The 22320-nt window shown below is 72.3% G+C and carries 19 protein-coding genes and 1 tRNA gene; 9 read left to right on the forward strand and 11 right to left on the reverse strand.

The window, feature by feature from the left end:
* The first annotated feature begins 6 nt into the window (after window positions 1–6).
* The 3 genes from ACZ5HG_RS01900 to ACZ5HG_RS01910 all read left to right on the forward strand — a co-directional run bounded on the left by ACZ5HG_RS01900 (window position 7) and on the right by ACZ5HG_RS01910 (window position 3262).
* Window positions 7–1338, forward strand: coding sequence for an ABC transporter substrate-binding protein (locus tag ACZ5HG_RS01900; protein WP_464180102.1), 1332 nt, complete (start codon window positions 7–9; stop codon window positions 1336–1338).
* 86 nt (window positions 1339–1424) lie between these two features.
* Window positions 1425–2372 (forward strand): carbohydrate ABC transporter permease, encoded by a 948-nt coding sequence (locus ACZ5HG_RS01905; protein WP_464180103.1) that lies wholly within the window; start codon window positions 1425–1427, stop codon window positions 2370–2372.
* Window positions 2369–3262, forward strand: coding sequence for a carbohydrate ABC transporter permease (locus tag ACZ5HG_RS01910; RefSeq protein ID WP_464180104.1), 894 nt, complete (start codon window positions 2369–2371; stop codon window positions 3260–3262). The genes ACZ5HG_RS01905 and ACZ5HG_RS01910 overlap by 4 nt, the downstream gene beginning before the upstream one ends.
* Here the strand turns inward: ACZ5HG_RS01910 and ACZ5HG_RS01915 are convergent.
* Window positions 3240–4220 (reverse strand): FUSC family protein, encoded by a 981-nt coding sequence (locus ACZ5HG_RS01915; RefSeq protein WP_464180105.1) that lies wholly within the window; start codon window positions 4218–4220, stop codon window positions 3240–3242. The genes ACZ5HG_RS01910 and ACZ5HG_RS01915 overlap by 23 nt on opposite strands.
* A gap of 109 nt (window positions 4221–4329) precedes the next feature.
* Here ACZ5HG_RS01915 and ACZ5HG_RS01920 point away from each other — a divergent pair, with 109 nt between their 5' ends.
* Complete coding sequence (locus tag ACZ5HG_RS01920; RefSeq protein WP_464180106.1) at window positions 4330–4953, forward strand: hypothetical protein; 624 nt, start codon at window positions 4330–4332, stop codon at window positions 4951–4953.
* 5 nt (window positions 4954–4958) lie between these two features.
* Here the strand turns inward: ACZ5HG_RS01920 and nrdG are convergent, their stop codons facing one another.
* Complete coding sequence (gene nrdG / locus ACZ5HG_RS01925; RefSeq protein ID WP_464180107.1) at window positions 4959–5561, reverse strand: anaerobic ribonucleoside-triphosphate reductase activating protein; 603 nt, start codon at window positions 5559–5561, stop codon at window positions 4959–4961.
* A gap of 4 nt (window positions 5562–5565) precedes the next feature.
* Window positions 5566–7803: an anaerobic ribonucleoside-triphosphate reductase gene (gene nrdD, locus ACZ5HG_RS01930; protein WP_464180108.1), complete on the reverse strand. Its 2238-nt coding sequence runs from the start codon at window positions 7801–7803 to the stop codon at window positions 5566–5568.
* A 369-nt stretch (window positions 7804–8172) separates the two neighbouring features.
* On the opposite strand from nrdD, the gene ACZ5HG_RS01935 reads away from it, so the two are divergent.
* Window positions 8173–8245, forward strand: a tRNA-Arg gene (locus tag ACZ5HG_RS01935).
* A 46-nt stretch (window positions 8246–8291) separates the two neighbouring features.
* On the opposite strand, the gene ACZ5HG_RS01940 is transcribed toward ACZ5HG_RS01935, so the two are convergent.
* From ACZ5HG_RS01940 to ACZ5HG_RS01975, 8 genes are all read right to left on the reverse strand, one after another.
* Window positions 8292–8774 carry a hypothetical protein gene (locus ACZ5HG_RS01940; RefSeq protein WP_464180109.1) on the reverse strand — a complete coding sequence of 161 codons (483 nt, stop codon included), beginning with the start codon at window positions 8772–8774 and terminating at the stop codon, window positions 8292–8294.
* Window positions 8775–8842: 68 nt separating this feature from the next.
* The gene (locus tag ACZ5HG_RS01945; protein WP_464180110.1) at window positions 8843–9484 is read right to left on the reverse strand and encodes a hypothetical protein; all 642 of its coding nucleotides are present in this window, start codon (window positions 9482–9484) and stop codon (window positions 8843–8845) included.
* 68 nt (window positions 9485–9552) lie between these two features.
* Window positions 9553–10119 (reverse strand): peptidoglycan-binding domain-containing protein, encoded by a 567-nt coding sequence (locus ACZ5HG_RS01950; RefSeq protein WP_464180111.1) that lies wholly within the window; start codon window positions 10117–10119, stop codon window positions 9553–9555.
* On the reverse strand, window positions 10116–10745 hold the full coding sequence (locus ACZ5HG_RS01955) for a hypothetical protein (RefSeq protein WP_464180112.1): 630 nt from the start codon (window positions 10743–10745) through the stop codon (window positions 10116–10118). Before ACZ5HG_RS01955 ends, ACZ5HG_RS01950 begins: the two co-directional genes overlap by 4 nt.
* Before the next feature lie 82 nt (window positions 10746–10827).
* Window positions 10828–11217 carry a hypothetical protein gene (locus ACZ5HG_RS01960; protein WP_464180113.1) on the reverse strand — a complete coding sequence of 130 codons (390 nt, stop codon included), beginning with the start codon at window positions 11215–11217 and terminating at the stop codon, window positions 10828–10830.
* Window positions 11214–17891 (reverse strand): RHS repeat-associated core domain-containing protein, encoded by a 6678-nt coding sequence (locus ACZ5HG_RS01965; RefSeq protein WP_464180114.1) that lies wholly within the window; start codon window positions 17889–17891, stop codon window positions 11214–11216. Before ACZ5HG_RS01965 ends, ACZ5HG_RS01960 begins: the two co-directional genes overlap by 4 nt.
* Window positions 17892–18164: 273 nt before the next feature.
* Window positions 18165–18581 (reverse strand): hypothetical protein, encoded by a 417-nt coding sequence (locus ACZ5HG_RS01970; RefSeq protein ID WP_464180115.1) that lies wholly within the window; start codon window positions 18579–18581, stop codon window positions 18165–18167.
* A 68-nt stretch (window positions 18582–18649) separates the two neighbouring features.
* Window positions 18650–19033 carry a hypothetical protein gene (locus ACZ5HG_RS01975; RefSeq protein ID WP_464180116.1) on the reverse strand — a complete coding sequence of 128 codons (384 nt, stop codon included), beginning with the start codon at window positions 19031–19033 and terminating at the stop codon, window positions 18650–18652.
* Window positions 19034–19242: 209 nt separating this feature from the next.
* On the opposite strand from ACZ5HG_RS01975, the gene ACZ5HG_RS01980 reads away from it, so the two are divergent.
* The 4 genes from ACZ5HG_RS01980 to ACZ5HG_RS01995 all read left to right on the forward strand — a co-directional run bounded on the left by ACZ5HG_RS01980 (window position 19243) and on the right by ACZ5HG_RS01995 (window position 22207).
* Complete coding sequence (locus tag ACZ5HG_RS01980) at window positions 19243–19446, forward strand: hypothetical protein (RefSeq protein WP_464180117.1); 204 nt, start codon at window positions 19243–19245, stop codon at window positions 19444–19446.
* Between the two features lie 4 nt (window positions 19447–19450).
* Window positions 19451–20002, forward strand: a complete 552-nt coding sequence (locus ACZ5HG_RS01985) for a hypothetical protein (protein WP_464180118.1) — start codon at window positions 19451–19453, stop codon at window positions 20000–20002.
* 40 nt (window positions 20003–20042) lie between these two features.
* Entirely contained in the window at window positions 20043–20597 is a 555-nt protein-coding gene (locus ACZ5HG_RS01990) for a CG0192-related protein (RefSeq protein ID WP_464180119.1), read from the forward strand.
* A 134-nt stretch (window positions 20598–20731) separates the two neighbouring features.
* The gene (locus tag ACZ5HG_RS01995) at window positions 20732–22207 is read left to right on the forward strand and encodes an AAA family ATPase (protein ID WP_464180120.1); all 1476 of its coding nucleotides are present in this window, start codon (window positions 20732–20734) and stop codon (window positions 22205–22207) included.
* The last annotated feature ends 113 nt before the right edge of the window (window positions 22208–22320 follow it).

The raw sequence follows: 22320 nt of genomic DNA on the forward strand, positions 1-22320 counted from the left end.
GAACCGATGAAGAAGATCCCCGCCCTGACCGCCACCTTCGTGGCCGCCGGGCTGCTCCTGGCCGGCTGCTCCGACCCCGGCGCCGGCGGCTCGTCCGGCTCCGGCAGCGGCGAGCCCGCCGCGTGGCCCGCGCAGGACGCCGACCTCTCCGGCGTCGAGCTGACCATCTGGGCCGCGCAGAACTCCAACACCGTGCCGGACTCCGTGGTCGAGGCCTTCGAGGAGTCCACCGGCGCCAGCGTCGACGTCGTGACGATCACCGACCCCTACGAGCAGAGCGTCCAGACCAAGATCGCCACCGGCGACAAGCCCGACATCGCGTTCTGGCAGCCGACGTCCTCGATGCTCGCGGCGATCAACGCGAAGCAGAACCTCCAGCCGCTGGACGACGCGCCCTGGCTGGACGACATGGAGCCCGCGCTGGTCGACCTCACCGGCTCCTACGACGGCACCCGCTACGCCGCGCTGATCAGCAGCCCGGCGGTGATCGGCGTCTACTACAACAAGGAGGTCTTCGCGGACGCGGGGATCACCGAGACGCCGACGTCGTGGGCCGAGATGGTCGAGGACGCCCGCACCCTCAAGGCCGCCGGCGTGGACCCGTTCTTCGAGATGGGCGGCAACGCCGGCTCGCCGTGGGCCACCCAGTGGTGGGTGCAGGCCCCGCTGGCCGAGGCCTCGCAGGACGGTCTGTGGCAGGACGTGAACAGCGCCGAGACCACCTTCGGCGACTCCCCGATCATCGACGCGATCACCGGCTACCAGGACCTGATCGCCGAGGACCTGTTCAACGACGACATCAAGACCGCCACCTTCGAGGACCAGGGCGCCGCGCTGCTCGCCGGCGAGACCGGCATGGTCATGCAGGTCAACTCGTTCTTCGGTCAGCTCCAGTCGCTCGCCGACACCGACGAGCTGAACCAGAAGATCGGCTTCTTCCCGATCTCCACGGACGGCAACGTCGGCACCTTCATCCCGGACCAGGCCAACGCCCTGGTCGCCTTCGCCACCGGTGACGCGGAGCGCGAGGCCGCCGCCCGCCAGCTGCTGTCCTTCTGGCTCGGCGACGGCTACGCCGACTTCGTCGCCGCGCAGGACACCGTCTCGCTCCAGCCCGGCGTCGACACCCCGGCCACCGTGCCGGACGCGCTGATCTCCGTCGCCGACGCGCTCAAGGGCGCCGCCGGCTCCATGCAGGTCGAGGCCGTCGCCAACCCCGACCTCTACCTGCGGCTCGGCGACATGATCCAGGGCTCGCTCACCCCCGCGCAGGTGGCCGAGCAGACCCAGGACCAGTTCGCCCAGCTCGCCGCCGCGCAGGGCGTGGCCGGCTTCTAGCGGCCTGCGCCGGGGGCCGTCCGTCCGGGCGGCCTCCGGCAGCGACCCCCGTCCACCGCTGGACCCCGAGGACACCCGAGGACCCCATGAGCACCAGCACCGCCACCCGTCCGTCGCGGCCGCCCGAGGCGTCGACCGCCGGCGCCGCCGCGCGGGCCAACCGCACCCGGCGCGCCCGCAACCACCCCTGGTCGTTCGCGGCCCCTGCGTTCGTGCTGCTCGGGGTGTTCTTCTTCCTGCCGACGCTGTTCAACTTCGTCTACTCCTTCACCGACTGGTCGTCCTTCAAGAGCGGTATCGGCTTCGTCGGCTGGGACAACTTCACGCGGCTGTTCAGCAACGGCGACATCGGCCGCGCGCTGCGCGTCACCCTCACCTACGCGGTGCTGGTGGCGATCCTGCAGAACCTGTTCGGCCTGCTGCTGGCGCTGCTGCTGGAGCGGGACACCCGGGTCAACCGGTTCGCCCGGGTCATGTTCTTCATCCCGGTGATCATGTCCGCGCTGGCCGTCGGCTACGTGTTCCAGGCGATCCTCAAGCCGGACGGCGCCCTCAACGCGATCCTCGGCTGGATCACCGGCGAGGAGGTGACGACCGCCTGGCTCGGCAGCACCACCTGGACGCTGGTCGTCGTCGCCACCATCCACGCCTGGAAGTGGATGGGCCTGCCGATGCTCATCTACATGGCCGGCCTCAAGACCATCAGCGAGGACGTGCTGGAGGCGGCCCGCCTCGACGGCGCCGGCGCGTGGACGACGTTCTGGAAGATCAAGTTCCCGCTGATCGCCCCCGCGGTGACCTTCAACGTCGCCACCGCCCTGCTCGGCTCGATGAACGGCTTCGACATCGTGCAGGCCACCACCTCCGGCGGCCCGGCACGCTCCACCGAGCTGCTGAACATCTTCATCTTCCGCACCTTCGGCCAGGGCCTGTTCGCCCAGGCCACCACCATGAGCCTCGTGCTGTTCCTGGTGGTCGTGGCCCTCGCCTTCCCGGTGATCGGGATGCTGCGTCGTCGAGAGGACGTCCTGTGAGCATCGTCGCGCCCCACTCCTCGCGTTCGCGCGCGTCGCGTGCCGCCCGTGCCGGGTCCTTCGGCGGACGCCGTGGTCCCTGGCGGATCGTGCAGCCGATCGTGGTGCTGCTCGCGGTCGTGCTGCTGGTCGGCATGCCGCTGTGGATCATCGTGGTCACCGCCGGCAAGACCCAGGCCGAGGCGCTGCGCCCCGACCTCTCGCTGCCGCAGCACTGGCAGCTGTTCGAGAACGTCGCCGAGGTGTGGCGGGACGGGAACGTGCCCGGCGCGTTCCTCGGGTCGCTGATCATCATGATCCCCTCGGTGTTCCTGGTGCTCGTGCTCGGCTCGCTGGCGTCCTGGGTGCTCGCCCGCCGCCGGTCCCGGTTGTCCGCGATGCTCTACGCGCTGGCGATCTCCGGGATCGTGCTGCCGCCCGCCGTCGTCACGATCGTGCTGCTGCTGCGCCAGCTCGGCCTCGCCGGGTCGATCGTCGGCATGGTCGGCGTCTACGTCGGCATGTACATGTCCACGGTGGTCTTCTTCGTCACCGGCTTCATCCGCACGATCCCGGTCGAGCTCGAGGAGGCCGCCCGCGTCGACGGCGCCGCGCCGCTGCGGGTGTTCCGCACGGTGATCCTGCCGCTGCTGGTGCCGGTGCTGAGCACCGCGACCATCCTGATCTGCCTGTACATCTGGAACGACGTGTTCTACGCGTTCTTCGTGGTCGGCGGCCGGGTCGAGACGCTGCCGCTCAACCTCTACGACGTGGCGTCCGCGGGGCTGTACCTGAACAACTGGCACCTGATCTTCGCGTACGTGATCCTCATGAGCCTGCCGCTGCTGATCACCTTCATCGTGGCGCAGCGCAAGATCATCTCGGGCATCACGTCGGGTGCGGTGAAGTAGCCGACCGCACCCGCGCCGCCAGCCACGCGGCCCCCAGGGCCAGGGCGACCCCGAGCACCGTCTCGCCGACACGTTCGACGAGCCAGTGCCGGGGCGCCCGGTCGTCCGAGGCCGCCAGCAGCGACAGCACCAGCAGCGTGCTGAAGAACGGCGTGACGTACCGGCGGCTGCCCGCCGTCGCCGCGGCCCCGCCGATCGCCGCCAGCAGCAGCACCGCCAGCACCCACGAAGGCGGGTCGGCCGCCGCGACCGCGCAGGCCAGCAGCGCCCCGGCCAGCACCGCCGCGGAGCGCTCCACCCCGCGCGCCCGCAGCTCCGCCCAGGCCGGACGGCTCACCAGCAGCGCCGAGGTGCCCGCCCAGCCCGGGTGGTCCAGCCCGAGCGCCAGCGTGATCGCCACCGCCGCACCGCCCGCCAGCGCGAGCTGCGCCCCGTAGCCGAGCGCCGCCGCCGTCGAGGGCGCCGTCCGGGCCGGGTGCGGGTCGACGGGTCGGTCGGGGAGCGCCAGCGACACCAGCCACGCCCAGCACGAGCCGAGCACGATCAGCACCGCCCCCTCGACCGCCGTGCGCGCGTCCGGCACGGACAGCCCGGCCGCCGTCAGCGGCGCACCGAGCCCCAGGACGAGCGCCGCGAGCATCCCTGGCGCCCGGGCGGTCGCCACCGCCGCGCCCAGGCAGACCGCCACCACCGCCAGCACCGCCACCGCGTCCGACACCTGCACCGCCCACGCGCCCAGCGCCAGCCCCGCCCCGGCGACCCCGCCGACCATCAGCACCCGGACCCGTGCCCGGCGCGGGCCGACCGACCCGGCAGCAGCCGCCGGCAGCACGCCGATCGCCAGGACGAGACCCCGCACCGGATCGGCGGTCGCCACCGCGAGGGCGGGCAGGGCGTAGGCCGCGCCGAGGGCGAGGCGCTCCCAGGACCACGCGACCGTGCGCGGTGCGTCCGGCATCGTCGCCTCCCCCGGTCGGCCACGCGGATCATCCTGCTCCGAAGCGTCCCACCCGCACCCCGGTACCGTCGTGCGTCGGGGGCGATCGTCGTCCCGGGGGAGGTGGCTCATGGACCAGGACGCGACGACCGGTCAGCACGGCGTGCCTGTCCCGGCGCTCACCAGCCGCTCCGGCACCGCCTGGCTGATCGGCACCGGCGTGCTCCTGCTGCTGACCCAGGGCTACCTGTTCTGGCGGTACCCGGAGTACCGGGTCGGCGTGGTCGTGCTGCTGGCGGTGATCGTGCTGGTCGTGCTCGGGCTGTCCCGGCGTGCCCTGTGGGTCGATCCCGCGGCCGGCACCCTCACCGTCACCCGCCACGGCCGGGCCACCCGCCGCGTCCGGATCGAGCCGTCGGCCAGCACGTCGCTGGCGCCGAACGGCGGTGGCGGTCTGCTGCTCGCCGTGCAGCCCGCCGGTGCGCGGCGCCGGTTCTTCGTCCCCGTGCTCGCGCTCACGCAGCACGTCGAGCGCTCGCAGTCGCCGGAGATGCTGCGCCTGCTCGCCGACACCCTGGAGCAGCACCGCGCCGGGGGATCGCGCGTCGTGGTGCTCGCGCTGCGCGCCCAGGCGGACCACGTCGCTGACGGCGGGACTGCGCGCACCTCGCCGCTGGCGGCGCAGGTGACCCACGGGGCGGCTGCGGCGGGCCAGGCCGGCGCGGCGGGGGCCGTGGGCGGGCACCTGGGCTGAGCGCCCTAGATCATCCGGCGCCGCTCGATCTGCTCGAAGGTCGCCTCGGCGTCCTGCCGCCGCTCCCACAGCACCGCCTCACCCGCGGCCAGCGAGGCGGGCACGTCGATCAGCCGCTGGTTGCTGCTGCCACGGAACTGGAGCCGGAGGTCCTTGAGGTCCTCGCGGAAGCGCCCGTCGACCAGCACGTCCACCTCGCGCAGCAGCGCCAGCTTGTCCTCCGAGTCGAGCAGCAGCTCCTCGAAGGTGTAGCCGGACCACGCCCACACGTCCTTGGTGCGCCCGAGCTCGCGGCGCATCCGGCCGACCACCTCCAGGCAGACCCCGGTGTTGAGGAACGGCTCCCCGCCGAGCAGCGTCAGCCCCTGCACGTAGGGCTGCGCCAGGTCGGCGAGGATCCGGTCCTCCAGGTCGGCGGTGTACGGCGTGCCGTAGCGGAACGACCACACCGCCTCGTTGAAGCAGCCCTCGCAGGCGAACAGGCAGCCGGAGACGTACAGGCTGCACCGCACGCCCTCCCCGTCCACCATGACGAACGGCTTGTAGTCGCCCACGTGGCGCTGGCTGACCTTCTGCGACAGCCACTCGCCGGGGCGGGGGTCGCGCACCGCCTCAGCCCCGGTCGGTGGTCCGTGCGGTCGGCACGGACCCGGTGGAGCCCTCCATGTGCTTGACCCGCGAGGAGATCTCCACGTGCCGGCCGTGCACCATCGGGCGCTGCTGCGGGTTGCCGAGGTAGCCGCAGGTCCGCTTCACCACGTCGCAGGTGGTCGGGTCGGCGTTGCCGCAGGACGGGCACTCGAAGCCGCGCTCGGTCGGCGTGAAGTCACCGGAGAAGTCGCACTTCAGGCAGTGGTCGATCGGGGTGTTGGTGCCGAGGTAGCCCACGCGGTCGTAGGCGTAGTCCCACACCGCCTCCAGCGCCTTCGGGTTCTGCTGGAGCACCGGGTACTCGCAGTAGTGGATGAACCCGCCGGAGGCGTACTGCGGGTAGTCCATCTCGAAGTCGAGCTTCTCGAACGGCGTCGGGTTCTTGCGGACGTCGTAGTGGAACGAGTTCGTGTAGTAGTCCTTGTCGGTGATGTCCGGCACCGAGCCGAACTTCGCCTTGTCCAGGCGGCAGAACCGGTCGGTCAGGCTCTCGCTCGGCGTGGAGTACACGCTGAAGTGGTAGCCCGACTCGGCCTTCCACGCCTTCGTGCTGTCGGCGAGGTGCCGGAGGATCGCCAGGGTGAACTCCTTGGCCTCGGGATCGCTCTCCCAGGCGCCGCCGTGGAACGCCGCCGCGACCTCGTACAGGCCGATGTAGCCCAGCGACACCGTGGCGCGCCCGTCCTTGAACAGCGCGTCCACCGAGTCGCCCGGGGCCAGCCGCTGCCCGAAGGCGCCGTAGATGTAGAGGATCGGCGCGTTGGCCGGGGTCGCCTGCTTGCAGCGCTCGATCCGGTAGGTCAGCGCGTCGTGCGCGGTGCTCAGACGCTCGGCGAGGATCGACCAGAACCGCTCCTTGGAGCCCTGGGCCTCCAGCGCGATCCGCGGCAGGTTCAGCGTGACCACGCCGAGGTTCATCCGGCCCTCGGACACGTCCTGACCGGACTCGTCCTCCCAGCCCTGCAGGAACGAGCGGCAACCCATCGGCACCTTGAACGAGCCGGTGATCTCGACGATCTTGTCGTAGCTGAGGATGTCCGGGTACATGCGCTTGGTGGCGCACTCCACGGCCAGCTGCTTGATGTCGTAGTTCGGGTCCTGCGGGTCGAGGTTCAGCCCGCGCTTCAGCGTGAAGATCAGCTTCGGGAAGATCGCGGTGCGCTTCTCGCTGCCGAGGCCGTCGATCCGGATCCGCAGGATCGCCTTCTGGATCTCCCGCTCGAACCAGCTCGACCCCAGGCCGAAGCCGAGCGACGTGAACGGCGTCTGCCCGTTCGAGGTGAACAGGGTGTTGATCTCGTACTCGAGCGACTGCATCGCGTCGTAGATGTCCTTGCGGGTGCGCTCCTCGGCGTACTGCCGGTGCTGCGCCTCGTCCGCGATCCACCGTGCCGCGTCGACCAGGTGCTTCTCGAAGTTCCGCTCCGCGTACGGGGCCAGCAGCTCGTCGATCCGGTTGGCCGAGCAGCCGCCGTACTGGCTGGAGGACACGTTCGCGATGATCTGCGAGATCTGCGCCGTCGCCGTCTGGATCGAGCGCGGCGGCTCCACCTCGGCGTTCCCGATCCGGAAACCGCGGCTCAGCATCGTCTGGAAGTCGATGAGGCAGCAGTTCGTCATCGGCGCGTAGGGGTGGTAGTCGAGGTCGTGGTAGTGCAGGTCGCCCTTCTGGTGGGCGTTCGCGACGTGCGGCGGCAGCATCTTCAGGCCGATCGCCTTGCCCACCGCGCCGGCGGTCAGGTCGCGCTGCGTGTTGAAGACGTCGCTGTCCTTGTTGGCGTTCTCGTTGACGACCGTCTCGTCCTTGCCGATCAGCCGGACGATCGAGTGGTTGATGTCGGTGGCCTTGCTGCGCGAGAAGTCGCGCTGCACCCGGTAGGAGATGTACGCCTCCGCCACCGCGTACTCGTGCGAGTCCAGCAGCACGTGCTCCACGACGTTCTGGATCTCGTAGATCTTCACGTCCGTCGGGAAGCGCTCCGCGAGCTCGCGGTCGATCCGCTGCACCAGCTCGGTGAGGCTGCGGTGCGTCACCGAGTTCGGCTCGCCGTGCACCTCGCGGAACGCCTTCGCCAGCGCCGCGTAGATCCGCGCGTCGTCGAAGGGCAGCCGGCGGCCGTCCCGCTTGGCGACCATCAGTCCGTTCCGAGCCGTCGCCGCCTCGGGGGCCGACACCTCGGGAGACCGGGTCTGCTGCATGGTGCGCCTTCCTTCGCCGGGTCCGGCCCCCGTGGGCGAGCGACGACGAGAGCACACCTCCGGCCGGAACTGGTCTGGCGGTGAGGTGTGCTGGTGCGCTGCGGGGAGCGGAACGACTAGATGTAGTAGTTCGAATGCAGTCCTGACGCTAGATCTAGGGCTGTCGGACGGGTTGGGCCGTAGGTCCCATGCGGGCGGCCGAGGGCTGGTGGGCGGGCGGTTCTGCGCACCGGGGTGATGTGCGGCACGGGCGTGTCGCGCTGCGCCGGACGGGTGGGTCGGATGCGCGTGGCGCACGTCTCGCGGATCGGGTTTGGGCGTGGGGCCTGCGACCCTGTACTGTCTTCCACGGCCCTTCCGAGGGCCGATGCGCCCGTAGCTCAATGGATAGAGCATCTGACTACGGATCAGAAGGTTGGGGGTTCGAGTCCCTCCGGGCGCACAGCAGAAGGCCCGGCACCGACGAGGTGCCGGGCCTTCGTCGTTCCTCACGACGCGGCGGCGAACTCGATCACCTCGCCGGTGTCGATGTCGACGACAGCGGTCCTGCCGCGGGGCCAGTCGGCGCCCGGGCTTGCGACGTAGTCGCGGTCTTCGCCGCAGGCGACGCGGTCGTAGGTGGTGATGACGGTGCCGGTGTCCGTGCTCACCAGCGCGACGCGGGGATGCGCGAGCATCCGGGGGTCGGTCCACAGGGCGGGGTCGGTGATGACGTCGCCGTTCTCGTCGGCGGGTGTGGCGTTGAAGAAGCCCTCGAGGTCGCCGGGGATCGGCGCGCGGGCGGGGAACTCGGCGCATAGCGACGGATGGGTGCTCGGGGTCGCCGGGCTCGTGGCCTGGGGTGCGGTCGACGAGCCCGCCGTGGGCGGCGCTGTGCCCAGTGGGGTCGATGCGCACGCGGCGAGGAGCGTCAAGAGCCCAGCGGTGAGGATCCCGGCGGTCGTGCGCGAGGGGGTGTGGTCAGGACGCATGGCGGTGGATCTCCTCTGCGGCAGCCTGGTCGGCCGCGCCGGGGCCGGCCGACCAGGCTGGGTTCGGGCTAGTACAGCTGGACCTTCTGCACGCTCAGGCACTGGTCATAGCTCATCGAGAACGCGTGCCAGCTGTGGTCGCCGGGGCCACGCGTCGTCGACCAGTAGAACGTCTTGCCGAAGTAGTAGTAGACGCGGCCCTGGTAGTCACCCGGCCACAGGCGCACCGAGCCGTCACCGCAGCCCTCGACGAACTTGATGATGCTGTAGGTACCGGTGCCGTAGAAGCAGTTGGTCGGCAGGATCCCGAAGTTGTCGACCTTGTACCAGTTGTCGCCGCTGCACACGTGCGGCCCCGCCGAGGCCGCGGCGACGAGCGAGGACGCGGCACCGGCGAAGGACGGCGCGGAGGGCTGGATGTTCGCGAAGGCGTCCTCGGCCAGCGCGTGCTCGGAGGCGTTCAGGGACGCCTGCGCGGCACGGGTGTCGGCCGGCAGCGACGCCCACGCCTCCTCCTGCTGCGCGACCTGGTCGGGGGTCCCTCCCATCTGGGCGACCTCGTCCGGGGTGGCGAGCACCGAGTCGGCGAGCAGCTCGGGCGCCCCGGGACGGGTCCCGGAGTCATCGGCGAGCGCGGGCGGTGCCACGAGCACGCAGGCGAGCAGGGTCACCGCGGCGACGGCGTGTCGGGCGAGGAGAGCACGAGCCATGACAGGGGTCCTTCTGGTGAGGCGGCAAGGGGTGGGTCGTCGTGGAGCGAGGTGCGCATGCCGTGGCATCAGCAGGTGTAGATCGTCAGGGCCGTCCACTGGATCAGGGAGTCGTTGCCGTTCGGGTTGGCGAGGTTGTTGAACGCCCACCTGCCCGCATAGGCGGTCTTCATCGAGCCGCTGGTGAAGCGTGCGAGGTCGAGGTAGTGCGAGCCGGATCCCAGTCGCCGCCCGAGGTAGGCCCAGTCGTAGGTGGCCCAGTTCGGCTCGTAGCCGAGCGACTGCGTCTTCGACCAGACCTTCGACCAGGTCTGCGCCCCGACGATCCCGTCTGCGCTCAGACCGTTGTCTGTCTGCCAGCTGATCGTGTCTGCCTTGGTCATCGCGCCGAAGTACCCGTCGATCGCGTTGGCGTTGGTGGTCAGGCACTCGTCGGCCTTGTAGTCGGTGTAGAGGATGTTCTGCCACAGCGCGACGATGTCGCCCTGGTGGATGTACGCGGTCCCGAGTGCGGGCAGACCGGTGATGGTCGTGTTCGTGCTGCTGTAGGTCGTCGCGGACGCCGGCGCCGCGCAGGTCAGGGCGAGGACGACCGCCGCGAGGAGGACCGCGAGCGAGCTGTGGAGCTTCGTCATCGGGTGATCGCCTCCACGAACGGAACGAGCAGGTCGACGGAGTCGGCATTCGCCGCGACGATGACGTCGTAGGAGTCACCCGCGGGCAGGGTGATCGACGAGTCGCCGGTGTCGGGGACCGTGTACTGCACGGCACCGGGAGCGAGGTCGTCGCGGCTGCGCGCCGTGACTCCGTCCGCCGGTGCGGGCGCGGCCGCACGGGCCTCCGGCGTGGTCGGGACGAGGCGCACGGTCACCACCTGACCCATGTCCAGCTTCGGGTCGGCCTGGGCCGCGGTGTACTGGCTGGTCCCGTACAGCTGGGCGGGCTGGGCGTCGCGCGGGGTGTCGAGCGTGCCGACCAAGGAGAACCCGGCGGGCAGCGAAGCGGGGTCGAGCCCGGCCTGCACTCGTGCGGCGAAGGCGGCGTCACCGCTGCTGGTCGTCGCGGCAGCGGCCGGAGCGCGGGGTTCCTCGGTCGGAGCCGGGGTGTCGGGCGTCGGGGCGGGTGCCGTCTCGGTCGCCTCGGCGGTCGGCGGCGCTTCGCCCGCGGTCGTGTCCCGCATCGAAGCGCAGCCGGCGAGCAGCGCGAGGGCGACGGGTGCCAGGGCGGCAGCCGTGCCTCGCCTCAGCGTGCGATGTCTCATCTGTGGTCCCATCTGTCCTGGGGTTCGGGTCGACCGGTCCTGCGGGTAGCAGCACGGTGGTGAGAGGGGTGTCCGGCGCTCTTCAACCGTGTGCGCGGGGGTTGGGCGGAGGACCGGCCTGCAGCGCGGCGATGCGCTGGTCGAAGCCGTCAAGGCCGCGGTAGGTGATCTTGCGGGCCAGCCGTGGGTCGATGCCGTAGCGGCGGGCGGTCTCGCGCTGGGCGCGGCGGGCGAGCGCGACGGCCCGCCAGGCGAAGCCGACCATGCCGGTGATCACCAGCGGGAACACCAGACCGCCGGCACCTCGCCTGGCCTCGTCCGCGATGATCGTGAGCACGGCGCCGACCATCGCGGTCACCCACATGAGCCACACGCACCGCTGGTAGCCAATCAGCGCGTCGATCGTGCTGTCGTCCAGCCGGCCGCGCCACCGAGCGTGCATCCCGTCCGGCCGGTCCCCGCGCGGGCTCACGGCTCGCACCCCTTCGGACGGACGGCACCGACGACGTCGATCCCGAGCCCCGTCCCGCCGAACGTCAGACCGCCGACGCCACCGGCAGTGACCCACGGCCCCCACACCTCTTCGCTGCCGCCCGAGAGGATCGCCGCGTCCGCGCCCAGGGCCAGTCCGCCGTACCCGGTGCCGATCGCGCCCAGCGCCAGGCCGCCGCACGCCACCTTCTCGTGCCCGTGCACGCAGGGGTCGTAGTCGAGTGCGGCTGCCGCAGCGCCGGTACCGAAGGCGACCGCGTCTACTGCCACGGCGCCCGCGAGACCGAGGTCCGCGAACAGGCCGACGCCCGTCGCCGCCAGCGCGACCGCCCCGAGCGTGATGCCGACGACCGTCCTGGTCTTCGCGCTCCAGCTCCACGGGTTCCACCAGCTCAGGCCCAGCGGGTCGATCCCGTCCAGCGGGTCGTCCCCGGCGTACAGGTAGGCGGCGAGGGTGGCCCCGACCAGCGGGTCGATGCTGAGGAACACTCCGGTGGCCGGGTCGTAGTACCGCGCGCGCAGGTAGAGGAATCCGGTCGACCCGTCGCACTGCTGACCGCCGTACTGCAGCGCGGTGCTCGTGCCGGTGTGCGCGGTCACCCGACCCCAGGGGTCGTAGGCGTACGTCCCGGACACCGTCCCGGTGGCATCGGTGAGGGCGACGGTGGAGCCCTGCGCGTCGGAGAAGAACCACTGCGTGCTGCCGCCGGTGACCTGCTCCAGCGGCGCGCCTTCGGGCCCGTACACGTACGCGGTGGTGCCGTCGTCCAGCAGCAGCGGGACGTCGGGCTGGGTGTCCCAGGTGGCCGATCGTGTGGTCCCGCCCGTCGTGACGGCGACACGCATGCCGTCGCCGTCGTACCGGTACCCGACCGTTCCTGCCGGCGTCGTCGCTCCGATCATCCGGCCTGCCTGGTCCCAGGTGTAGGTCGAGACGGTGGATCCCGTCGTGCTCGACGCCCGCTGCCCGTCGGCGGTCGAGGTCACGACCGTGGCACCCGCCGCCGGAGCGGCGCACGCCCCCGCCCCGAGCCCGGTCCAGCACAGCGTTCCCGCGGCGTCGAAGGCCTGAGCCGTCGGTCCGAACGTCGTCGGGTCGCCTGCCGCGTCGTAGGCGTAGCTGGCCGCGGGGCCGCTCGCGGAGACGAGCCGGCCCTGGGCGTCGTACCCGAAGGTCTGGGCGCCTTGCGTGAGCGCACCGGTCGAGGCGCGGCCGGTGACCGCGCCGTCGGCGTCGCGGTCGTAGGTGATCGCGGCGAGGGTGGTCGTTCCCCGCGTCAGCGTGCTCGACGCCATCGCCCCGAGGCCGTCGTGTCCGACCGAGATCGTCGTCCCGTTGCCGGCGGAGGTCGTGACGAGCGCGCCGTCGGCGTCGTAGGCGAATGTGCTGGCGCGTCCGTTCCAGTCGGTGACGCGCGTCAGCCGGCCGGCGTCGTCGTAGGCACGCGTCACCGTGCGGCCCGCGCCCGGGTAGGTCAGCGAGGTCACGTCGCCCACCTCGTCGTACCCGTAGGCGACCACGGCCCCGGAGCCGTCCACCCGGCGGGTGAGCTCGCCGAACGCGTCGTAGGTCGAGGTCGTGGTGCCGGTGCCGTCGGTCATCGTGACCCGTCGGCCCAGGGAGTCGTACGTGCTGGTGACGCCCGGAGTGACGTGGTCGGAGTACGCGACGGCGACCACGTGGCCCGCAGCGTCCGAGGTGTAGGTCGTGGTCCCGCCGTCCGGGGCGACGATCGTGGCGACGTCTCCCGCGGCGTCGTAGGAGGTCGTCGTGGTGCGGCCGTCGGGGTCGGTCGTGCTCGTGCGTCGTCCCTGGCCGTCGTAGCCGGTCGTGGTGACCGCTCCGAGGGCGTCGGTGGTCGTGGCGACCTGACCGTCGCCCGCGTAGGTGGTCGTCGTGACCGTCCCGTCCGGCGCGGTGGTGCTGAGCGCCTGGCCGGCCGGGTCGTAGGCGGTGCTCGTGGTGCGGCCGTCGGCGTCGGTGGTGGCGGTGACGTGGCCGTCGGCGTCGTAGGTGGTGGTCGTGGTGTGCCCGGTCGGGTCGTGCACGACGGTGGCGCGTCCGTGGGCGTCGTGCTCGACGGTGGTGCACCCGGTGGCCGGGGTGGTGCAGGTGGCGGTGGTGCCCGCCGCCGCGCCGAGCGGGGTGACCGTCGCGAGGAGGTCCCCGGTGCTCAGGTCGTAGCGTGCGAGCGTGACGTCGCCGAGCGGGTCGGTGGTCCGCACCAGGTCGCCGGCGGCGTCGTAGGCGTAGGTGGTGACCTTGCCGCGGGCGTCGGTGCTGCTGGTCAGGTCGCCCGGGTGGGCCGTGTCGGCGTAGGCGCGCGAGGTGGTGCGCACGGTCGGGTCGACCGGGTTGCCGTCGGACACCTCCGCGGTCTGGCCGGGGCGACCGGTGGAGGTCGCGGCGAGCATGCCCGCGGCGGTGTACGACGCGGCGGTCTGCGCCCCGGTCGGATCGGTGGTGAGGACCACGCGCCCGTGCTCGTCGTACTGGTAGCTGGTGGTGCTGCCGAGGGCGTCCGAGGTCGAGATGCGGTTGCCGTGGTCGTCGTAGGTGGCGGTGCTCACGTGCCCGAGGGGGTCGGAGACCGTGGTCACGCCGAGCGTCACCGGGTCGTAGGTGTACGACCACGTCCCGGCCTGCGCGGTGCCCTCGCCGCGGGTCTCGGCGACCAGCAGCCCGTTCTGGTAGGTGTCCACGGTCGCGTGCCCGGCGGGGTCGACCACGCGGGTCTGCCCGGCGGCCAGCCCACCGGCCGGCCCGTAGGTGAAGGTCGTGACGCGGCCCACCGGGTCGGTTTGGCTGGTGACGCGCTCGCTGGTGTCGTAGGCCGTCGTCGTGACCGGGGGCGGGGTGGCGGTCGACCCGGCGTTCGCGGGGGTACGGACGGTGGTGAGCAGGTGGTGGGAGTCGTAGGTGTAGGTGGCGTGGTCCTGCTCGCCGTGGGTCGAGCCGGAGCGCACGGTGCCGGTGCCCCACACGTCGGTCAGGTCGCCGGCGGCGCTGTACGCGTAGTCGACCCGTCGGCCGGCCGGGTCGGTGACGCCGGTGATGTGCATGCCGGTCCAGGCGACGGTGTCGACCCGTCCCTCGGGGTCGGTCACGGTGGCGAGGTGGCCGCCGGTGTCGTAGGCGAAGGTCGTCCAGTAGGGCGGGACGGCCTGGGCGCCGGCCAGGTCGGTCTCCTTCGTCAGGTGGCCGGTGGCGGCGTCGAGGACGAAGACGTCCTGACCGCGTCGGGTGTAGGTGTAGGCGCCGCCGCTCAGGGTGAGGGTGGCGTCGAACCGGGGCGAGGTGGGCGTGTAGACGCCGCCGTTGAGCGTGAAGGCGACCTGCGACCCGTCTTCCTGGTGCACGACGACGCCGCCGGTGCCCGGGTCGGTGGTCGTGGTGATCGCGACGGTGCTGGACCAGCCGTGCCCGAACGGTCCGTCGACCGAGTCCGCCGCGTTCGGTCCGGCCGGGTCGGCCAGCGCGGAGTCGTAGCTGCGGGTCCATTCCAGGGCGGCGCCGCGTCCGGGGGTCGACAGGTCGGTGTACGACTCGCCGAAGCTGCCGGTCAGCGTGCTGACCGGGTCGCCGGCGGTGCGCTGGGCGCAGCCGCAGCTCACCCACGCGGGGTTGGAGCCGCGCGGGGCGTCCTTCACTCCCGGGGGGCCGCCGATCGGCTGCCCGGGGGTGCCGCCCTGGGGCAGGAACGCGATGGCGTCGTAGGCGACGTCGTAGGTGCCCGCGGCCATCTGGCTGGTGTTGGACAGCTGGACGGTGGCGCCGTTCTGCATCGCGAACGTCCCGATGGTGACCCACTGCTCGGATCCCCAGGCCTGGTTGACCCGGATCCGCCAGGGGCTCGCGCCGCCGCCGGGGTTGATCGTGTAGACGACGTCGGTCGCCGCGGCACCGGTCGCCGGGATGTGGATCTTCACCGTGTAGTACTGCAGGCTCGGCAGGACCGGGGTCCAGGTACCGGTGTTGGTCACCGCGGTGTCACCGGCCGCCTCGGTGTGCGTGAAGTAGATGTGCCCGCCGAACCCGGCGCCGAGCTGATGGGTGTCGATCTGCCCGGTGGGCTGCCCGGACGCATCGGTGCCGTAGGTCAGGGCGAAGGTGCCGCCGTTCGACCAGGCCGTCCCGGTGCAGCCCTGGCGGTTCTGCGACGGCGTGGCCAGGTCGTCCACGATGATCGGCGCGCCGTGCGAGGTGGTCGGCAGCGTGCGTGCGTCGACCGTGCACGTGGGTGGGTGCGGCGAGGTGTACGTCGGCTCGGTCGATCCGGTGGTCACCGCGTAGGCGCTGGTCGCGCAGGTGGTCGAACAGCTCGTCACCCAGGTGACCGGCTGGTGCCACCAGCACTCGTAGTCGCTCAGGGTGCAGATGGTGTGCGCGGTGTTCGCCGGGTCCACGTAGGTCGGGTCGCACAGGTTCGCGGTGGTGCAGAACGTGGTGCGCGCGGGCAGCTGGAGCCAGCTCTGGCCGCCGTGGTAGTCCGGCTTGGCGTACGCCGGGTGCGACAGCCGGATGATCGGGCTGGCCATCCACCCCATCACCCGCTCCTGGTAGGGCCAGTCGGCGGGGTGCGCGGCGTCGGCGTAGGTGGTGCGCAGGTAGGCGGCGCGGCTGGGCGGGTAGGACGGGTTCACCGGGTTGTTGGACCAGCCCAGTCCCCAGGTGCCGTCCGGGCCGGTGCAGGTCGCCGACGGGGTGCAGCCGGTGGTGTTGCCGTAGGCCGCCGTCGGCTGGATGCCCGAGTTGTACGCCCAGATCGCCAGGTACCAGTTCTCCAGGTAGCGCGGGTCGCCGCCGTTGGCCGTGATCCCCGCGTCGTACAGCGTGTTCCAGGACTGCTGGAGGATCCGCAGGCCCGCCGCGATGTTCTCCTCGTAGTCCACCGCGACCTTGGCCTTGCCGTTCACGGTGATCGAGGTCTCGGAGGCGGCCATGCCGGTCGTCACCTGGGCGATGCCGTAGCCGCAGTCCGCCTTGGTGTAGTCGATCGTGCGGATCGACCCGGAGGCCCCGTAGTAGTTGCCGACCAGCGGACCGCCGGCGATGCCCGGCAGCGCGTGCCAGGACGCCTGGTCGAAGTTGCTCTCCTGGGCCATCACGGCCTCCATCACCGAGCGCGGGACGGTGTCCCACGTGGTTCCGGCGGGGTGGTGCAGGGAGATCCGCGCGAAGTCGCTGCTCGGTGCGTAGGCCGCCAGGCCCATGTTCGCGTAGCCCGCGGGACGGGTGTACGCCGTGCCGGTCAGCAGGCCCTGCTCGGCCATCTGGACGGCCCAGTCCACCTGTGCGGGGGACGGTTGCAGCGCCTGGCGGGCGGGGTCGAGGCGGGGGACGCCGCACTTGGGCGTCGTGGCGGCGGTCGCCGCTGCCGTCACCGCCGTGGCGGTGCGGGCGAGGATCCCGGTCCCGGTGGTCGCCGTGCCGCCGAACCGGAGGGTGCCGGCGGTGCTGCCGGCTGCGGCGTCGGCCGCGGTCTCGCTGGTGGGGAAGGCGTCGCCCTGGGTCACCGGCTCGCTGAGCTCGATCCCGGGCAGCGCCACGTCCGAGGTGGTGGTGGACGCCGCCACGGGTGGGGCGTTGGCCATTTGCCCGGCGCTGAGCACCTGCGACGTCGAGGTCGACATCACCTGCGACAGCTGCCCGGTGGACTCGTCGGCATCGAGGTCGGTCGCGAACACCGCGTCGCCGTCCAGCGAGACCGCCTGCGGCGCGGCGCTCAGCGGCGTGGCGTCGGTGGCCTGCACGTCGACCGTCGTCGGGTCGCCGTCGTCCAGGCCCACCACGACGTCGTGGCCGTCCCGTCCGCCGGCGAGCAGCACGTCCTCCAACGGTCCCGAGCCGAGCTCGGTGATCGTCTCGCCGTCCCAGCGCGCCAGCGTCGACGTGCTCGACCCCGGCACCCAGGTGAGCAGGTCCACGGTCCCGTCTCCGGTGGGACGCACGTCGTACCCCTGGGCGCCCAGGTCGGCGAGCACCCCCGGCGTCTGGGGCGCCGCGTCGGAGCCACCGGGCCCGAACGTCACCAGCGAGCCGCCGGAGGCACCGATCACCTGCGCGTCGTCGGAGGGCACCGCAGAGGTGACCTGACCTGCGACCACCGCCGACCACGACACGTCGGCCGTCGCCAGGTCCACCACCGCGATGCTCGTCACGCCCTGCGAGTCGTCCAGGCTCGCGGTGAACGTCGCTGCCGACCCGGTGCCGCAGCCCGGTGAGGAGTACTGGAACGACACCCCGGACAGCAGGGGCGTCACCGCGCCGGACTCCAGGTCCACGCCGTACGCGTACGCGCCGCGCATCAGCGCCTCGGGCAGGTTCACCAGCCCGTCGGGCAGCACGGTCACCGCGGCGTAGCGCCCGTCGCCGGACAGGCACTGGTAGCCGTACCAGGTGCTCTCGTCCAGGTCGGCCGGCCGCAGCACCGCCACGTCGCGCCAGACGAAGTCCTCGACCTCGGTCGCGAGCTGCAGGTGGTAGCCCTCGCCGTCTCCGTACCCGGACAGCGCCTCGTCGTCCTTCGACCCGCGGAACGTCCGGCCGGAGTGCCCACCGCCCGATCGTGCAGGCGCCACCGGGCGTGCGGCCACCGCGTGCGGCAGCCCACCCGTCAGGCTGATCGCCAGACCGAGCGCGAGCGACGTCACCCGTCGCAGAACGAGACCACCAGGCACGCCACGCACCGCCTCGCCGACGGTGCTGGCCTCGGCGAAGCCCCCTGCGCACCGTCTCTGGCGACGGACGCTAGACCTCGCACCGGTCGCCGCGACGGGCTTTCGTCGGTGATCCATCTCACCGTCCACGCGGGTGATCAGGGACCTCGGGCTATTGACCTCAGGTCGTCTGTGAATCCGCTGTGCGGGACGTGTGACGATCGGCGCACTGCCCGCGCCCGGCGGTCGGGCGCCGCGTCGGCGCCACTACTCGGGCCGGTCGTGCACCCGCCCGACGGCACGGTGCCGTGGCGCCCGCACGAACGGTGCACCCGGCTCCCGAAGGACCAGTCGGGTGGCGGGGTCGATCTGCGGCAGGTCGCGGTTGGTGCCGTACACGGTGGTGTACCCGCGCCGACCCTCGCGGACGTCCTGGGTCGCCTGCACGGCGATGCCGGCGACCGACAGCACGGCCGACGTCACCCACAGCCAGAACGGCAGCCAGAAGCCGAGGCCGTCCTGGGTGCCCCACCATCCGAGGGCGCTGCCGACCGCGAACGCGCCCAGGAGGATCATCCCGAGCAGCAGCGGCAGCACCCGTCTCGCCCAGGTCAGCGCCGACCCTCCCGGGGCGAGCGGTCCCGACCACGTGGGTCCGCCGACGGCGCCGTCATCCTCCGCCACCCGCTACCCCTCCTGCCGGACCCGCATCGCGCCGGAGCCCGACGTCGCGCGGATCATCTGACCACGGATCACGGGGGCGCAGGTCCGATCCGCCCTCGATCGTCACGACCACGGCGGCCACGCGCCCGATCGATGCCGACGAAGGCCCCGACGAGCAGCAGCGACACGGCCAGGACGCCCGCCATGGCCCGCAGCGCCGCCGGGTAGCCGAGCAGGTTGCTCTGGACGGTGAAGAAGCTGACCGTCTGGACCATCCGCGTGGCGACCCCGACCGACGCGACGGTCTCGCCGGTGTTGGGGTCCGGCCCGCCGGTCAGCACGAGCGCGATCTGGATGGTGAGCGCCGCGAGCCCGTTCAGCAGGAGCGCCAGGTTCCAGATGCGGGCGGTGCGAATCGTCCGGGGGCCGGGGACGCGATCGGCCCGCTCGGGTGCCGGTGCACGGGTGTGCATCGTCGCGAGACCTCCGGGGCGGAGCATCGCAGAGACAGCCGGATGCCTGTTCCTGCCGCCACGGGCACGGTGGCGTCCAGGGTGGGGGTCGCGTCGAACGGCCCCGGTGCCCCCGTCTGCGGGGCTAGCCTGGCCGCACGACGGCAGGCCGTGCGCGAGGACGTGTCGACCGCGACGCGAGGGGGTGGCTCGTGGAGAGTCGAGGGTGGTTGTCCCGGACCCGGCGCGCGCTCCGTCGCGACGCGCCGGAGCTGATCGCCCTGCAGGACGACCTGCTGGGCCGCCTGCCCCGCGACGGCTCCGCGCCGATGCCGTCCGGGCCGGTGGCGACGACGATCGAGGGGCACGGCGACCCGCAGGGCGACCTGACCCGGGTCGTGCCGCGCGCGCTCGACCCCGACGGGCGGGCGTGAGAGCGTGCGGCTGACGCGAGGGGCGGCGCGCCGGACGTGGGTGCTGCTGTGGACGGGGCTGGCCGTCGGGCTGGGCGCCGCGGTGCTGGACCGATCGTTGCTGACCTGGGGGTTCGGCGCGATGGACCCGGCACGGGCGATGGCGGTCTACACGGTGCTCGGACCGGTGCTGGTGTTCCTCGAGGTCGCCGGTGCGGTGGCGTGCGCGGTCGGCGTGGTCGTGCTCGTCGTGGTCCCGCGGGAGCGGCGGGCGCCGCGGGAGGAGTCCGCCGCGGCAGAGGAGCCCGCGGTCGATGTCGAGCCGCTGCCGTCGACCGAGGACGTCGATCTGGGGGCGGACGACTTCCGTGCGTCGTACCGGGTCGACTTCGCCGGTCGGTGGGGCGGGCGGGAGCGCTTCCGGGTGACCGGGACGCAGGACGTGCGCGCCGTGATCGCCTGGGCGCAGGGGCAGGCCGACGGGCGCGTGTTCGAGGTGTGGGTGGAGCACGCGACGGCCGAGGGCGTGACGCAGATCCGGCTGGCGCAGGTGCCCGCCGGCACGGTCGACGCCTGAGGTCCGGCGCCGCGGCGCGTCCGCCGCTAGCGTTCCCGGCATGGCGATCATCCACCGGGCCACGCTCACCCCGTCCAAGGCTGAGCTCGTCTCCGCCTGGCTCCCCACCCAGCCGTGGTTCGACGCCCCCGCCGCCGAGGCGCACCCGGTGGCGGCGTACCGCTTCGACGACCCGGACGGCGAGGTCGGCATCGAGTCGCACCTGCTGGAGGTCGCGGGCCGGATCGTGCACGTGCCGCTGACCTACCGGGGCGCGCCGCTCGCGGGGGCGGAGGAGTGGCTGGTCGGGACGATGGAGCACTCGGTGCTCGGCACCCGGCGGGTGTACGACGGCCTGGGCGACCCGGTGTACCGCGCGGAGGTGGCGCGGGTGGTGCGCGAGGGCGGCACGCAGGTGCGGATGTGGGTGGAGACGCCGGAGGGCCCGGTCGAGCGCGAGCCGAGCATGCAGGTGCGGGGCAGCGGGTCGGGCGGTGCGGATGCCGAGGTGGTCGTGGTGCGGTGGCCGGGGACGAACGAGCCCGCGGGTGGCGCGGTGCTGACCGGGACGTGGCCGGGGCAGGACGCGCCGGTGGTGCTGGTCCGCCTGGGCTGATCGGGTCGGCAGGTCGAGGCGCGCGAGAACCCTCCCCCTTCTAGCATGCGGGCGTGCTGGAACCCTCCCCCTTTTAGCACGCCAGCGTGCTAAAACCCTCCCCCCTTTGAGCACGCAGGCGGTAGCATCGGGCGATGCGCGACGACGAGATCAGGCGGCAGCTCACGGTCGCCAACCCGTGGTGGCGCTCCGTGGTGACGCAGGAGAGCCCGACGGACTGGGCCGCCGAGCACCGGGTGTTCCGCGACCTGGGCAAGCACGACATGGGGTACCGCCCGGACGTGCTCGACGACATCGCGCACGGTCCCCTGACCGATCAGCTCGTCGTGCTGTCGGGGCCCCGACGGATCGGGAAGTCTGTCGCGCTCCTCAGTGCGGCGCGGGACCTGTGCGCGCGTGACGACGTGGATCCCCGCCAGGTGATCCACGTGCCGTGCGACGGCATGACGCTGCAGGATCTTCGGCGGGTCCTTGTGCTGGGACGTGCTCTGACGCAGTCGGTCGACGGCGGAGGTTCCGATGCGGCGCAGGTGCGCGTGTGGCTCTTCGACGAGGTGGGTGCGGTCCCCGGCTGGTCGGCGGTCTTCAAGAACGCGCGCGACAACACCCGCTTCGGTGACGACACGGTCGTGGCCACCGGCAGTCAGTGGGCCGAGGACGAGGACATCGAGGGTCACCTGCTCGCCGGGCGTGCGGGGTCCGGGACGCGGCGGCGCCGCACCCTCCTGCCGATGAGCTTCCGGGAGTACGTCAGGGCGACCGACCCGACGATCGGGCTGCCCGGGGTGATCGATCCTGCCGGCCTCCAGGGCGACGGCGCACGGGCGGTGTTCCAGGGGTTCATGATGTTCGTGGACGCGCTCGACCTCGCGTGGCAGGCCTACCTGACGACGGGCGGATTCCCGCGGGCGGTGGCGGAGGCCGCGCGCCTGGGCGACGTGACCGACGGGTATCTGGCCGATCTCGAGGCGTGGCTGCATCGGGACGTCGACCCCGATGCCGGTCCCGAGTCGATCCCGCTCCTGCTGGACACCCTCCAGCACCGGGCGACCAGCCCGTTGAGCGTCGCGGCGGCGGGGCAGGACCTGCAGTACGGCCGGGGTGTTCTCGAACGACGGCTGGCCAGGATGATCCGGTCGCACGCGCTGCTGCGCTGCCCTCGGCGCGACGACGATGGCGCGCTGATCCCGAAGACCCAGGCGAAGTACTACCTGACCGATCCGCTGCTGGCGCGGCTGCCGTCGCGCCGTCGTGCCGGCCTGCCCGCGCCGGACATGACCCGGCTGACCGAGTCTGCGCTCGCGGTGGCCCTCGCTCGGGCGATCGACGTCCGTGACGAGGGGCGGTGGGCGCACGGCGACACGATCGGTTACGCACGGACGACGAACGACCGTGAGATCGATCTCGCGCCGGTCCGCGTCCCCGCTCCGACGGGGTCAGCGCTCACCACCCCCATGGAGAGCAAGTGGGTGGACGCCGGGTGGAAGAGCGAGGCGCGCACCATCACGGGCCGCTACGGGACCGGCATCATCACCACCAAGACCGTGCTCGACCTCGACGGACCGGTCTGGGCGGTGCCCGCGCCCCTGATCGCGCTCGCCCTGCTGTAGACGACCCTCTTGACCGCGCCCCGTCGTCCAGCACCCGGCGGCCGGTGAAGGTCCGGCTGATCCCGTCGAGCTCGAGCATGTCGATCTCCTGTCCTGATCCGTCTTGTGCGGAC

Source organism: Cellulomonas sp. GTC20042 (assembly GCF_055389595.1).